The sequence below is a fragment of the Methanosarcina sp. UBA289 genome, from assembly GCA_002496565.1.
GTDB lineage: Archaea > Halobacteriota > Methanosarcinia > Methanosarcinales > Methanosarcinaceae > Methanosarcina.
Map to the genome: position 1 here is coordinate 35,055 of DAKJ01000017.1, position 13,195 is coordinate 48,249.

14 protein-coding genes and 1 CRISPR repeat array (1 of these 15 running past the window's edge) are annotated in these 13,195 nt (G+C 40.1%); of the genes, 3 read left to right on the forward strand and 11 right to left on the reverse strand.

All coding sequences use genetic code 11. From position 1 onward, the window contains the following. Positions 1-446: a CRISPR direct-repeat array (repeat unit 29 nt; unit sequence GAGTTCCCCACAAGCGTGGGGATGAACCG) (it extends 3,426 nt beyond the left edge of the window). Between the two features lie 96 nt (positions 447-542). From BP549_RS06425 to BP549_RS06435, 3 genes are all read right to left on the reverse strand, one after another. After that, entirely contained in the window at positions 543-1,037 is a 495-nt protein-coding gene (locus BP549_RS06425) for a hypothetical protein (RefSeq protein WP_292379165.1), read from the reverse strand. Positions 1,038-1,039: 2 nt separating this feature from the next. Then, a complete protein-coding gene (locus tag BP549_RS06430) occupies positions 1,040-1,324 on the reverse strand; it encodes a hypothetical protein (protein WP_292379167.1) in 285 nt (94 codons plus the stop codon). A 216-nt stretch (positions 1,325-1,540) separates the two neighbouring features. Beyond that, the gene (locus tag BP549_RS06435) at positions 1,541-1,699 is read right to left on the reverse strand and encodes a hypothetical protein (protein WP_292379169.1); all 159 of its coding nucleotides are present in this window, start codon (positions 1,697-1,699) and stop codon (positions 1,541-1,543) included. A gap of 538 nt (positions 1,700-2,237) precedes the next feature. Here BP549_RS06435 and BP549_RS06440 point away from each other — a divergent pair. Further along, complete coding sequence (locus BP549_RS06440; RefSeq protein ID WP_292379171.1) at positions 2,238-2,471, forward strand: hypothetical protein; 234 nt, start codon at positions 2,238-2,240, stop codon at positions 2,469-2,471. Further along, positions 2,455-2,601, forward strand: coding sequence for a hypothetical protein (locus tag BP549_RS06445; protein WP_292379173.1), 147 nt, complete (start codon positions 2,455-2,457; stop codon positions 2,599-2,601). Before BP549_RS06440 ends, BP549_RS06445 begins: the two co-directional genes overlap by 17 nt. 109 nt (positions 2,602-2,710) lie before the next feature. On the opposite strand, the gene BP549_RS06450 is transcribed toward BP549_RS06445, so the two are convergent. From BP549_RS06450 to BP549_RS06480, 7 genes are all read right to left on the reverse strand, one after another. Next, positions 2,711-2,914 (reverse strand): hypothetical protein, encoded by a 204-nt coding sequence (locus tag BP549_RS06450; RefSeq protein WP_292379174.1) that lies wholly within the window; start codon positions 2,912-2,914, stop codon positions 2,711-2,713. A gap of 21 nt (positions 2,915-2,935) precedes the next feature. Then, positions 2,936-3,130 carry a hypothetical protein gene (locus tag BP549_RS06455; protein WP_292379178.1) on the reverse strand — a complete coding sequence of 65 codons (195 nt, stop codon included), beginning with the start codon at positions 3,128-3,130 and terminating at the stop codon, positions 2,936-2,938. Positions 3,131-3,922: 792 nt separating this feature from the next. Further along, a complete protein-coding gene (locus BP549_RS06460) occupies positions 3,923-5,638 on the reverse strand; it encodes a DNA polymerase (protein ID WP_292379179.1) in 1,716 nt (571 codons plus the stop codon). Then, on the reverse strand, positions 5,635-9,357 hold the full coding sequence (locus tag BP549_RS06465; protein WP_292379182.1) for a toprim domain-containing protein: 3,723 nt from the start codon (positions 9,355-9,357) through the stop codon (positions 5,635-5,637). The genes BP549_RS06460 and BP549_RS06465 overlap by 4 nt, the downstream gene beginning before the upstream one ends. Before the next feature lie 155 nt (positions 9,358-9,512). Further along, on the reverse strand, positions 9,513-9,767 hold the full coding sequence (locus BP549_RS06470) for a hypothetical protein (protein ID WP_292379183.1): 255 nt from the start codon (positions 9,765-9,767) through the stop codon (positions 9,513-9,515). Between the two features lie 272 nt (positions 9,768-10,039). Beyond that, positions 10,040-10,204, reverse strand: coding sequence for a hypothetical protein (locus BP549_RS06475; protein ID WP_292379184.1), 165 nt, complete (start codon positions 10,202-10,204; stop codon positions 10,040-10,042). Further along, positions 10,195-10,446, reverse strand: a complete 252-nt coding sequence (locus tag BP549_RS06480) for a hypothetical protein (RefSeq protein ID WP_292379186.1) — start codon at positions 10,444-10,446, stop codon at positions 10,195-10,197. The genes BP549_RS06475 and BP549_RS06480 overlap by 10 nt, the downstream gene beginning before the upstream one ends. A gap of 129 nt (positions 10,447-10,575) precedes the next feature. On the opposite strand from BP549_RS06480, the gene BP549_RS06485 reads away from it, so the two are divergent. Then, positions 10,576-11,721, forward strand: coding sequence for a hypothetical protein (locus BP549_RS06485; protein WP_292379188.1), 1,146 nt, complete (start codon positions 10,576-10,578; stop codon positions 11,719-11,721). Positions 11,722-11,933: 212 nt separating this feature from the next. Here the strand turns inward: BP549_RS06485 and BP549_RS06490 are convergent, their stop codons facing one another. Then, positions 11,934-13,049: a site-specific integrase gene (locus tag BP549_RS06490; protein ID WP_292379190.1), complete on the reverse strand. Its 1,116-nt coding sequence runs from the start codon at positions 13,047-13,049 to the stop codon at positions 11,934-11,936. Positions 13,050-13,195: the final 146 nt, after the last annotated feature.

Here is a 13,195-nt window from a genome sequence, read left to right on the forward strand (position 1 = left end):
CAAGCGTGGGGATGAACCGTAGGGTAAACGCCCGTAAGCGAGTGGAAAACGGAGTTCCCCACAAGCGTGGGGATGAACCGACGGGAATTAAGGGATTATTCTTTGATCTCCTGAGTTCCCCACAAGCGTGGGGATGAACCGAAATCACGGTAAATTCCTCGGTTGACGACTCCGAGTTCCCCACAAGCGTGGGGATGAACCGTTCGCATGCCGGATGACACCCCGGTCCGTATTGAGTTCCCCACAAGCGTGGGGATGAACCGATACTCTATGAGATTTAAAACACCTTCTCGCTGAGTTCCCCACAAGCGTGGGGATGAACCGCCAAGGGAACCATTTAGATAGTTATCATAAACGAGTTCCCCACAAGCGTGGGGATGAACCGCGTTCAAGGTTGTTCATATTAGAACACTCCCAGAGTTCCCCACAAGCGTGGGGATGAACCGACATCTGAGAAGGTTTTACCTGCTGCTCAACAGAGTTCCCCACAAGCATGGAGATGATGTAGTTTTTTGATATCTCTTTTAAAATATATATGGCCTTCAGACTTCAGTTAAGGACTTAAGTTCTTCTGTTAGCCTATTTAGTTCAGCCTGTGCTTTATTGATCTTAGCTTTCAGTTTCGTTATCTTCACTTCTTGGTCCAGGCCTTTCTTAACCTCTTCAGGCTCCTGCAGATGCAGGATGATGGTAACATCTTTTCCAGCCATGGGAAGTCCCACAGAGGATAACAGGCCCCTTGAATCTGCAACACAGGAAAATACCTGATCATTATCTGAGACTTCCAGGCTTTGCCCAGTGAACATTTCAATAGGTCCAGATCTCTCAGCTTCCTGAAGGCCTTCAACATCCTTATGCCCGGTAATTACAGTGCATCTCTTCCCATGGTGAGCACTGCCTACAGATTCAGGAAGGCCTCTGTCTGTTACCTTCCGAAAGAGCACCCTATCTGAAGGCTTCAGGTGCAGGGTAAGCCTGCCATGATCTGCAGGCCATTCCTGCGTTTTGCTTGGCCTGGTTGAAGGTCTTTGACTCATCTTTATCCCTCGTAAACTTCCGTTTTCCACATCTCATAAAGCTGCCGTTTTTGCTCTGCATCCCTGGCCACCCTCAACAATGTTTCAGCCCGCCCGGATTCCAGAAGAGCAATTATCAGAGCTGGAGTTATTGCAGGTATGCCTCCTTCGGAAAAGGATTGACCAAGGAAAAAAGAATCTTCTTCCAGCATCCTTCTGATACGTTCTGATCCTGGGAAGGCTGATAATACAGCTGCCCTGAATTCCTCTGAATATATAAAGGGTTCGCGCGGTTTTGGATGTTTCATTATATTTTACCTAGGCCAATTATCAGCAATCTCTGATAAATTCTTAATCGCACATTCTCCGTTATCGCCAAGCCAGGCACATTGAAAAACATCACATGGGCCAAATTTTATTCCGGGTCCTTCTGGATCAGGGTAAGCTTTCATAGGACATAACATAATTATTCAAATTCACCTCTTTTATTCACAGGAGAGCAATAAACACACAAAAAAGGAGGCTTAGAAAGGCCTCAGATAATAAGGGTCAATGTGCTCAAGTGCTCCGTCTCCCTCAAAAATAACTTCAATTTCCTCTTTCCCAATTCCCATAACAGTGCCTTTCCACTTCTGATTTTCGTATCTTACAGCCATTCCGATTTTGAAGTCTTGCTTGTTCATTGTGTTACTCCCCAGTTTATTTGTCTTCACTCCATATAACAAATAAGTATTTAAATTTATACGTTGATACATATTGGTATTTATACTAATATGTTAAAGTTGAAAAGAAGTTATTCAAAATCTCTTATTCTAAGCCTCTACAGGACGTTTTTAGACCGGTCCAGGCTTGTCTAATATAACCATGTAACAAAAGCGGGATAGTATGGCTTAGAATGAGACTCTTTTGTTTCTAATTTTTGACCAGTCCGGTTTTAAGTAAGTATAAAGCGTCAAGAGTAGCAGGAGGATTTTTTACGGTATTGAGTGAAGAGGAAATGAGAGAGCGGTGGCGAGATTTTGACCCTCGAAATTTAAGACGATTGAAGAACAATATGCATACATGGATGAAATTTGGCCCCGGAAGGCAGACCCCTTGACCGAGGAAGATCACAGAAGACAGAAGAAAATTCAATGTTGAATACCTTTAGAAACATGGGATCAGATTGTATCCCCGGGATATACCAGCCCCACTATTGCAGTAACTAAAGCCTTTGAGAAATTGCTTGGAGAGAACAGCGAAGATCCCCAGGTATCCCCGGAAGATTATCAGAAGATCCCCGAAATATCCCTGGGAATCCCCATATTAAAAACCAGGAATGAGGTGCTTGAGAGGCAGATAAAAAACCTGAAAGAGAACTTAAGGAAAGCTCCGGACCTATCGGAGTTGTCGCGCCTGCAGGGCAGATCTGAAGAGTTAGAAAAACGCAATTTCTACTTTGAAGGCAGAACTTGAGAAGGCCAGCCAGAGAGAAGAAAACCTGAGGACCATGCACAATAATTACATGCTGCAGGTTCAGAGCTTGATTAATCAGAAAGCCATTGAAGCACCAGGAGAAAGAAAGCCCTGGTGGAAGTTCTGGTAATAGGTTATTTTCAGAAAAATCTAACTACGGATACTGTTTTTGATCATCATACCCTTACTAACAGGCACAAAAACATTATTATTCACATATGAATATGTTTTTGAAAACATCAACCTGGGCCAACTTCCTCAAAGATTATTACATGAGCCTGCCCCCAGGGGTGAGCCTGCTCCCAAGACTTGACAGCTTCCCGTTGGGCCTTTGTCAAAGCCTGGTCTTCACCTTCCTCTATAAAGAAAATCTTTGTTTCCTGAGTCCCAGGGCCACGCTCAAGAGCATCTATTCTTCTTCTCAGGTCTGTAGCTGTGACCATATGATAATTCCCCTACATTGCTTAATCTGTGTACTCCTCATCCTGCTCTTCATCATATTTAGGGTAAGCAAGTTCTTCTTTGTCCTGGCTTCCAGCCTTCTGCAAAGCTTCCAGAACTTCCAGCCTTTGCTTAAGGTCCTCAAGTTCCGAATCCTTCAAGATCGCATTTTGAACCTGGAAGGCCTGCAGAAGTACACGCATATACCCCAGTTTCAAGTTGTCCCCCTCCTGGGGCCTGAAACGTTTTGCCTTCAGTCTGCCCTGCAGCTGTACTATTAAATCAGAGTTAGCCTTTAATAGTGATTCACGAGTACTCAATTCTGTGGGACTTATACGGGAGATGATTGCGCTTTTCATAGTATCGCTTTATAAAGATATGTCTTATATCTTACAATGTAAATTATTTCAAAGATTAAATAGGTTTTTGTTTTTTTCCGTAGCTTCTGGCCCTTTTACGCTGAAAACCACAAGCTCTCATTTCTTGTGGCAAAATTAAAGAAGAAAAGAACATCACAATTGCTCCTTTACAAAATTAAAAGCTAAATATATTACTCTTGGATGGACCTGCGTTTCTTTTCGAATCTACTATATCCAAAGCTGCAAAAATCTGCACTTGGAGAGTCCTCATTATTGCTTTATGGATAGCTAAAGTGTCGTGTTCTTTGTAAACAAAAATTCCAAATAACCCCATGTGATACCTCATTATATCGTCTTCTTGTGGTATTAGCTAAATGTGTTCTTGGATTCTTGCTATGAATAAAGTAGCATGGCCCTTGGGACCTTTAACTGATGTGTAACCCCTGCCAGTCTTAATATATGCATCAACTTTACAGAGATCGTTTAAGAATCATGATAAACTTACAGGCACTATGAAATAATCGGAGTCCAACAAATATTTTATTAAGCTGTCAACCCGAGGCCTTTTTAGCTTTTAAAAAGGATAAGGATAAGTCCTTACTTAATTCAGGATCTACTCGCTAGTTAGTGAAAAATAGTGACTGCATCCCATCACCCCTTCTTCCAACAATCAGAGATAGAAACATCTGCCACACAAGGAATCTGTTTTAAGTATTTGTTTCCTACCTCTTCCATTATTGTTTTTACTTTGATCGCCACCTCATCAGCCTGCTCAGCTCTGCATTCAAAAACAAGTTCGTCATGAATTGTATTAATGAACTTCACCCCCATAGGCTCAAGCTTAGCCTGGATTTTCGGAAGGGCCTCTTTTATCATATCCGCACAGAGAGACTGGATTGGAAGATTCATTGCTTCCCTGCCTGCTGCCCCTTCCTCTTTATCAGTATCAATAATTAAGAGCCTGCCTGCAACATTTCTTAATATTCTATTTTGAATCCCTTCCTGGCTTATCCTGTCAAGATACTTGCTTATGGAAAGATAGCCCCCTTTAAACGCCTCTATGTAGCCCTGTGCCTGTGTTTTTGTGAGTTCAATCCCGGCCTCTGTCTTTAACTTCTTTATTAGCCCAAGGGCAGACATACCATAATTTAGTCCGAAGTTAATTGTTTTTGCAATACTGCGCTCTTTACTGTCTTTTCCCACTTCCTTAATAGGAATATTGAAGACCTTTGAAGCTGTCAAAGCATGAAGGTCAATATTTGCAGCATAGGCCTTAATGATCTCGAGTTCATTTGCTATCTCTCCTAATATTCTGAGTTCTATCTGGGAGTAGTCGCAGGCTATGATTTTATTTCCTGGCTCAGCTGTGAAAATAGTTCTCCATTTCTTGAATTTACTGGGTTGTTGCTGAAGATTGGGGTACTTACAGCTAAGCCGCCCTGATTTAGTACCATATTGGAAAAAGTCAGCGTGTACTCTGCCTGTTAATTTGTTTCTGTGAGCCGGTAGCTTTGAAGAAAAACTAGTTATCAGGTGTTTTATTTTCCTGTACTCTTGGTACTGGTTTATCAAAGGATCCTCATAATTTGCGAGCTCATCCACACTTATAGAAGTGACAGGAATCCCCTTCATGTTGAACTGCTTTACCATATCCTTGGGAGAACTGAGATTGATCTTGCTCGTCCCGAAAGCTGCGTATAACTCATATCTCATGCTCTTCTCCAGGCTCTCAAGCTCTGCCGTTATCTCTCTTAGCTTCACAGGATCATAGTGCAGCCCTGACAGCTCAAGCCACACCATTACAGGGATCATAGCCATTTCTGTTTCTATTACAGATTCAAGATTGAGCTCTTCTATCCTCTCCTGCTGCTTTTTCATGATAATAGGAAGATACTCAAGGTCTTTCTGGCAATAATCAATCTGCTCAGCTGTTAGCTCTTCCCCAAGCTTGAAAGAGCACTGCAGTCCTTTATTCATCCTTTCCCCGTCACAATAACGATAAACTAAATCCTGCAGCTTCATACCTTTTTTATCATGGTCCTCTTGAGTGCGAAAACTACCCCAAGGTGCAGGGCCTCCAGATAAGGTGAGTTCTGCTATCATAGTGTCATAGACAGAGTGAATATTGATTCCGTACTGCTGTTTTAGCATACCACAGTCAAACTTCAGGTTATGGCCTACAATAGTAAAACTTTCTAAGAGTTCTCGATACTCAGGTAAATCATTGAGCTCATCGCCTTTAATGATGTAAAAATCCCCATATTCAGTCAAAAACTGGACTGTGATTATCTTGTCTCTGTGGTAATCCGGCTTCTTGCTTTTGGGGTCAAATCGCATTGTTTCAATATCAAGAAAAAGGAAGCTCATACTACAGCCCCCTTCTTCTCTGCCTGCAATGCTTTTTTGAGAATCTCAATGCCTTTCTTCTCAGCTGCAGGCTTTGAAAGCGTCTTTTCTTCTTGCTGGTTCTGCTCTAAAACAGATGTTTCTCCCCTTTTCGGGCTATTGTCTGAGGAAGAGATTGATTTCAGGACCTTGTGGAAAACATATTCTAGGTGATCCCTGTCCACCCGCTCAAACTCAGGACAGTATTTCTTAAAATCTGTTATATGGCAATCCAGGGATTTGGTTATAGGGTTTCCGTGGCACTCTTTATTCAGGTATTCTTTTATTTTTTCTGTGGTATACCTTAAATTAGAAACTTCTGGTCTATCTGTCACCATTTTGATTTCGGCATCATTAGATGACCCATCACCACTGTCATCAAGTGTCATCAGAGAGCTTGATAATATTATTTCAGTATCATCAGGCCTTTTGGATGAAGTGTCACCGTGATTTTCAGAAAAGAGAGTATTACTAGAATTTTCACACATATTGTCTTCAAGATTTTTGATTCCAAAATTTTCTTTATTCTCGAAAGCAGTGTGTGTGTGAATTTGTGGCTCGGGGGCATTTTCCTTTTTTACGGTGACAGTAGTATCATCTAGATTATTATTATGCATATTGATATTGTTTTTACCTTTTTTATCTGTAATCATATCGTTTGATGACAGTATGGTGGCAGTGATGATATTTCGGCTGCTGCTACTGAAACGATCTCGGTGACAGTTAATAATAGGCAGGGAAGGCATAGCATCCACTAAATCCTTAAAAGCTTCCTCCTTGATCTCATTTATTTCGGAAGTTTCCTGTGCAAAGATTTTTTCTGCGTTTTCTATGAAGGCAGAAACTTCTTCATCACTTTTGAGGCTAGAAAAGGTCTCGTAGGTTTTGAACTCTACGTTTCCTGTGTAGTAAATCAGAGTTTGCCTGGTTCCATCCTTAGAGTCCTCAGACCCAAATCCCATAACTTTACCTTCCAGCCCGTAACCTCTATCCTCCCTGTTACTGAACATATTTCTAACAGTTCCGGTTGCTATCCCTACCTTGTCCGCTATTTCTTTGTAGGTCAACCTTTTTGCTTTCGCAGGGTTCATTTTATTGGCTTTATCATAAAATCCGCTCTCCTGATTCTTTTTTATAAAAAGGTCAATTACTTCCTGTTCTTTTTTTGTAAGGTTTGTATTATTTTGGACAGCGGTCTCTTTATATATCTCACAAGCTTTTTTGTAGTCTTCTGGCTCTGCAAGATAAAATCCATTAATGCACTTTCGCTGATTTATTTTATAAAGGCAGACAGCCCTGATAATGTCAAAAAATTTAGGCTGGTTCCTGCGGTTGTGGGTGTGAGTCCAGTTGATAGCTTGCGCAAAAGGTATTTTAATTTCATATGTAAGCAGCCCAAGCAGGTCATAAATACATTTGCAGATTTCTATTCTATTTTTGAATTTCTTTGAAGTGTCTGCAATTTCTCTGTTTCGTTGCTGTTCTGCAACATCTGCGTCCTGCTCAGCACTTGAGTCTATTTCACACTGCAGGCACCTGTTCTCCATTTGGTCGTCATTGAGTCCAGCAACAGAAGAAAAAATGAAAACATTCCTTTCAGGGGCAGTTAATTCCTTGGGTTCCCCATTGATGACAGTCCCCCACACAGCAGGTTTTTGAAAATTAGTCATGGAGTTTTTACAGAACTCCTTCATCTGTGGGGACAACTCTCTATCATCAAGAAAAGAAATACTCCCTGGAAGAATACTTTCCGAATAGTAGAGATATTTATCTGAGAACCCGGATCTTACGGCTATACCAGGGGGAAGCAAGTCAAAAAAATCATTAACAGCGTTGGACTTACCTTTTCCGCTAGGTCCTGTAATTATTAACGAAAGTCCAGCATTGTCCCCAATAATATAAGCACTGGCGACACACACAGGCAAAGTTTTCCCCACTGCATTATCCCCAACATGTGATTTTTTCCATGTGTTTTGAATAAACTTAAGAGGGTTCCCCTTTATGAGCACCCTTTCAGCTTTGCTTCGGACATATGGAGAGTAGTTTTGAAGCCGGATTAATATACTACTTAATCTTCTCTTTTCTTGATGGTAAGTGTCATTTATCCCCCGGATTTTTTTATAAATCTCTTCAGTCTCATATACAGATAACTGGAAGCTTGCTTTAACTGCAATCATGAACTTTTCATGACTATAGACTTTAGTTCTCGGGTCCACAAGCTTCTTGCTTAAGTATTCCGGTTGCAGCTTCGCAATACTGTACTTAAACTCATTTACCCATGTTTCACAAGCAAACAGACCTTTCCCGGTGTGGGATTTAAGAGAATCAAGTAAAGTGCTTTCAAGGCCGTCTTCCTGTTGATTAGAGCTATCTTCTTCAAAACCAGATTTTTCTGTTTTGCTCTCTTGAACCAAGGAATTAGCTAGTTTGATAAGACACGGCGTTTCTTTGTTGGTAAAGCCGAAATAACGTTTAATATCGTCTGTAATATATGCTTCCCGGTGCGCTGGGCTGATGCTAAGCATTCTTTGTTTTATGAATTCCTCGGCAGTTTCCAAATTTTCTACTTTCGAGTCAGACTTAGGACAGAATCCCAAGGCATAAGGTATGAATCTCAGAGCCTTCTCTTTAAGAGCCTCAAAGTCCTCAGCTGCTTTGCCTTTCATAAACTCGGCAATATCCATCTTCTTCTCTGAGCCTCTGGGGAGATCAATGATTTTTACCTTGATACCTGCATCAAAAAGAAGCTGTCCTACAGCTAGGGCTCCTTTTTGCCCTGATCCGTTCTCGTCATCATCAAAACAGATGTAAACCTGGACCTTAGTTTGAAGAAGATTTATTAAGTGAGGTATTTTTTCCTTTGAGACCCCAGTGGATCCAACTGCCATACAGGGAGACCCAAATTGGTTGACAACAATGCAATCAGCCAGGCCTTCTGTAAGGCAACAGGTTTTCTCTCTTTTAACTTTGTCTTCACCAAAAAAGCTGGTACCTCCCACAAACTCAGAAATCTGCTCATTTTTGTTCTCAGATTTTGTCCGGAGGTACTTGTATCGTGCATGGTCGTCAACTGGGGTTTTCGGGGTTTGCCTGCCTGCCATGTTGACAACTTTCCCATTGATCGTAAAGGGGAAAATGACTCTGCCCCTGTAAAACTCCCCACCAAGGTTTCCAGTGCTGGTTGGATTGGCTAAGCCTGTCTTAACCAGGTTTGCAGGATTAAGCTCTTTGAGGTTTCTTTCAGTGGAAGCATACCCCAGGTTCCACTCGTTTGCTGAATCTTTGGTGATCCCCCACTGATGAAAGATGAAATCATAACTCTCTTCATTCAGGCCTGTGTGATAGATGTTAGCAGCTGAAGTGAGGGTATTGTAGACGTCTTCTCTTTCGGTTAGCTTGTCTACTTGCTCTTCTGAGAGAGAAGCTGGCTGGATTCCTGAAATTTCTGCAGCTTTCTCAAAAGCTTGCCTCTTGGTGAGGTCTTTATCCATGTATTGGATGAAATCGAGAATCCCTCCCCCTACATGATTTTTGTTGCAGTACCAAGTGTTTGTACTAGACCAAACATGGAGGCTTTTCCCGGTACTGCCAACAGGGGGGATAGATCCGTACCATATATTCCCTTCTTTTGTTAGCCTAATTCCATAATATTCAATAATTTTTATTATATCCATTTGGTCAAAAATAGAACCAGAAACCATTTTCAAGTCTCCGGATTTAAAATTAAGTCGGAGGTGAATAGATTTCTCATAGCGTTCTCATTTTCTCTTAAAGCACAACATTCAGAACAACAGCGTTTTTTGCAGTTCACAGGTTGCTTTTTGCAGGGTTTGATATTTTCTCGGCGAGCCATATGTTAAGCCCTCCTGTCCAGTTTCGCTTCCTGCTCTCTGTACACATCACAAAGGTATACAGACCTATTATTCTGCCTTTCACTATAGAAGACTTCCAGAGCTTTTAGAATCATTAAAAAAGCCTCCTGAAATACCCTTGGACCCGCCGTCTTTAGTTCCTTGTGAGCCTGAAGGCTTTTGCGGAATTCCTCAAGAGCATCATAGTCAATATACTCACTGAACACAGGTTCCGTGGGAAAGATATCACAGGCCTGCATTTAAAATCCCCTTCCAGTCGGTAAGATCTGGTAATTTGCGCCCTGTTGTAGTTCTCCGACTCTTTCTTTAGCCTCGCCCAATAATGATAAATACTGTTGCAGTTCTTGCTTTTAATTACCTCGACTCCTGTGGAATTGCATATCACAGGTTTCCCCATCATGCTATCATCCCAGATGCTGAACAGCTAATAAACCAAATGGGCAAATATAACAAAGGGTTATAATAAACGGTTTTGACCTGTGGCCAACTACCCATGGCCACGGTTCCGTTTTTAAGCATTGATTTCAGCCCCCGCATATTGTTTTATTAAAGTACCTATTGCTTTTTCAAAGGGGTCTAAGCTGTTTTCTAGGAAATCTACGGCTTCTTTTTTTGTTGCATAAGTTTGTGCTGCCCAAGTAGCAAAACTTATATTTTCTTGTGTTATTATCTGCATGCTAGCACCTCTTTTTTATTAGCTGGTGTTGAGCTTTCGGCTCCTTTCTCATCTTGGCGGGTGACCGGAGCCGGAAAAATCTTCAAACTATCATCGGTCTGCATTTCTATATTTAGTGAGTCGCTTTTGCCTATTCCTTTATGCTTTATCCATTCAACAGGTAAGGAGACTAGGTAGGAGTATCTTACTTTCTGAATTTTTCGAGTTACAACTTTAAAGATATTTATCACCATTACTAGCATATGCTTTTCAGTTTAAATGTATTTTTTTCAATTTTAATACCCCCCGGGGGTATTAAAAACAAGATATATGTCATATAATAAATCCATAAAATCAAAACATATTAATATCCCAAAACATATGCTGTTTATATGGAAGAAAATGAAATAACTAAAAGAAGTCAAGGGCAACATTATAAAAAGAATGAGATAAAAATCGAAATTATCAAGTATATTCTTGATAAAAACGATGCTGTACCAGGGTCAGAAATACGAAATCACTTAAGAGAAAAATACGGAATAGTAAACAAGAGAAACATCAAAGACCACTTGGAAAAATTAAATAAGGATCATTGTATAGAAAAGTTTGACCTTGTCGCTGATGATTACGGGAACAAATGGGATATAACAAAGTTTGAGAATTTGAAAAAGATTAAAAAGTATTTCTCTGAGATAAGGCTTAACGAATATGGAAAGTCTTTATCTCTAATGTCAGTTGAAGAAATCGGGGCAGATCTAGATTTTTTGCCAAATTTTTTGAGCGATTATAAATTACGAGTTCAATTACGAGTGTCCCCTAAATTTTTTGATATGTGTTTAGATGGCGATTTTAAGACTGTTTACTCTCAAACGTATAGATTTTACCAGCTTTCCGGAGGTTATTTTGAAGATAAATCTCTTAGAACAAACATTAATGATGTTTATGAAACGTTTATAAAAGGAGTTACTATAACCCCAGATATTGAAATATCAAAAGAAATGTTCGAGAAAATGCTGGAAGAGAATTCTTCTCTTTGGGGTATTGAATCACAAGAGGACTCCCAAAAAACATTAATTATTAAAATGTCCCATACAATGGCCGAAGAGATAATAAATGAAATGCTGGAAAAAAACTCTAACATTGTAATAAATATATCTGAAGAAGTCCGGAAAGAAATGTCTAATAAAATAGCTGAAAATGTGTACAAAACAATAGTTGAAGACTATCCTAAAGAACTGTACCATAAAATTATAGAGATAAAATCTCGCCAAGCAATTAGTCATATTTTATGCTACAACGAATTTTTAAAAAGCTACCTTCTACAAGATTTCCAAAATAATTTAGAATCCCCTATAGAAAAAGCTTTCTTGGCTTCATTAGAGAGATCTTTTGCAAAATTTGCTGCTAACCTAGAAACAGATTTAGTGTCCGCATATAGGGCTTATCATAATTTTCGAATGGGAGAAAATAGCTTTTATCTGTCGTTCTATAAATTATACTTTGATCCGGAAGATAAAGAAGTTCTCTTTTTAGCATAACTTCAATAATTATTAGGATTAAACATCAAATTGCATACTGCCGTCCCTAAAGAGGCTGTCCGACAGTTCAACTTCAAGGAATAAACATGTAAAAAATAAGACCTATAAAGCCTTTAAATTGAAAAAGAAGGAATTCAGTAATTATTGATAGTAATTGTCAGACCATATGTAAAGGACTGGCAGTTACCTTCCCCACTCTTGATATAGCAAAATTATTGTTTTTCACTGAATTTTTTCACAAAGTTTAATAATTCCAACATCTTAGCGCTGTCAACCTCTCCCATTGTTTCAGTTTTTACGTCCTGCACTTCTACCGCGAGCTTATGATCCAAGATCATAGAGCAAGTAAAACAGTATTTCGCGCCTGCTGGATTCTTTGTCTTGCACCTGGGGCACTCCATAGGCTTAAGCTCCTCTTCCCTTTCCTTGCTATTATCTTCAATGATTCCATTTTTTTCAAGGATTTTTTTCTCAATGTCTGCTCCGGAGAGATGCAGGTAGGTTGCAGGCATCCCGCTTTCTTTAGTCCATCCTGCAAATATCCTTAACTCCATCTCATTAAATCCTCTTTTAGCAAGATCCGTTAATCTGCCATGCCTAAATGCATGGGGATAAACATTTTTCTTTACTCCGGCTTTTTCGGCAAGTCCGTTAAGCATATTATTTACAGTTTGCTCATTGAGTCTCCGGTAATTCCCATCGTATTTCCTGTCTGTGATAAACACAGGTGCGTTAGGATCGTCTCTTAACGGATGCATGTTAAGCCATAGCTGTAGGTCAGGAACACTGTCAATGAGCCTTATCCTTCTTTTTCCTGTCTTCCCATTAACTATAACAGCAGCTCCGTATTTGTCAAGCTGAATATGCCCTATATTTATGTTCAAGAGCTCGCCTTTCCTGGCCGCAGAGTCCCAGAGCACCATTACTAAGGCCCTGTCTCTCTGATTATTTGCTGCATCCCTGAGCATAATTACATCATGTGATAAAAGAAGTTCATCTACAGGTAAATTATTTTTAGGTTGCTTGCTCTTTATTCCTGAAAAGAAGTCATTACCTGGCTTCAGCCATTTAAAGAATGATCTTAGCGAAATGATTCCATTGTGTACTGTGGTTGGGCTAACCTTCTTTTTTCGGTCAATAATATACTCTTCGATATCCTCCCGGCTGGTTTCATGGACAGGTCTTCCTTCAAGGAAATCAAAAAAAGGTTTTAAGTTCCAGCTTTCGCCGTAAATTGTGCGCTCTCTCTTTCCGATTAAGTGCATATGCTTAAGGTACCTATCCATGGTTTCTTTATTAGGTTCGCTAAACTCCGCTAGCTTTCTCATAAATAATTAAAGGCACACATCCAATAAATAAGTATCTAGGTCTAGTATCGTATTTCATATTAGACTTAAGATCCGGTATCGAAGGATTTCGTGGGTTCGAATCCCACCCCTCGCACTAACTTTTTTACATAAAACTTTGAATTTCG

Excerpts from the sequence above, each read along its gene's own strand:
- BP549_RS06465 (WP_292379182.1), bottom strand. The coding sequence starts at position 9,357 with ATGGTTTCTGGTTCTATTTTTGACCAAATGGATATAATAAAAATTATT.
- BP549_RS06485 (WP_292379188.1), top strand. The coding sequence starts at position 10,576 with ATGGAAGAAAATGAAATAACTAAAAGAAGTCAAGGGCAACATTATAAA.
- BP549_RS06450 (WP_292379174.1), bottom strand. The coding sequence starts at position 2,914 with ATGGTCACAGCTACAGACCTGAGAAGAAGAATAGATGCTCTTGAGCGT.
- BP549_RS06435 (WP_292379169.1), bottom strand. The coding sequence starts at position 1,699 with ATGAACAAGCAAGACTTCAAAATCGGAATGGCTGTAAGATACGAAAAT.
- BP549_RS06460 (WP_292379179.1), bottom strand. The coding sequence starts at position 5,638 with ATGAGCTTCCTTTTTCTTGATATTGAAACAATGCGATTTGACCCCAAA.
- BP549_RS06475 (WP_292379184.1), bottom strand. The coding sequence starts at position 10,204 with ATGCAGATAATAACACAAGAAAATATAAGTTTTGCTACTTGGGCAGCA.
- BP549_RS06490 (WP_292379190.1), bottom strand. The coding sequence starts at position 13,049 with ATGAGAAAGCTAGCGGAGTTTAGCGAACCTAATAAAGAAACCATGGAT.
- BP549_RS06480 (WP_292379186.1), bottom strand. The coding sequence starts at position 10,446 with ATGCTAGTAATGGTGATAAATATCTTTAAAGTTGTAACTCGAAAAATT.
- BP549_RS06430 (WP_292379167.1), bottom strand. The coding sequence starts at position 1,324 with ATGAAACATCCAAAACCGCGCGAACCCTTTATATATTCAGAGGAATTC.
- BP549_RS06470 (WP_292379183.1), bottom strand. The coding sequence starts at position 9,767 with ATGCAGGCCTGTGATATCTTTCCCACGGAACCTGTGTTCAGTGAGTAT.
- BP549_RS06425 (WP_292379165.1), bottom strand. The coding sequence starts at position 1,037 with ATGAGTCAAAGACCTTCAACCAGGCCAAGCAAAACGCAGGAATGGCCT.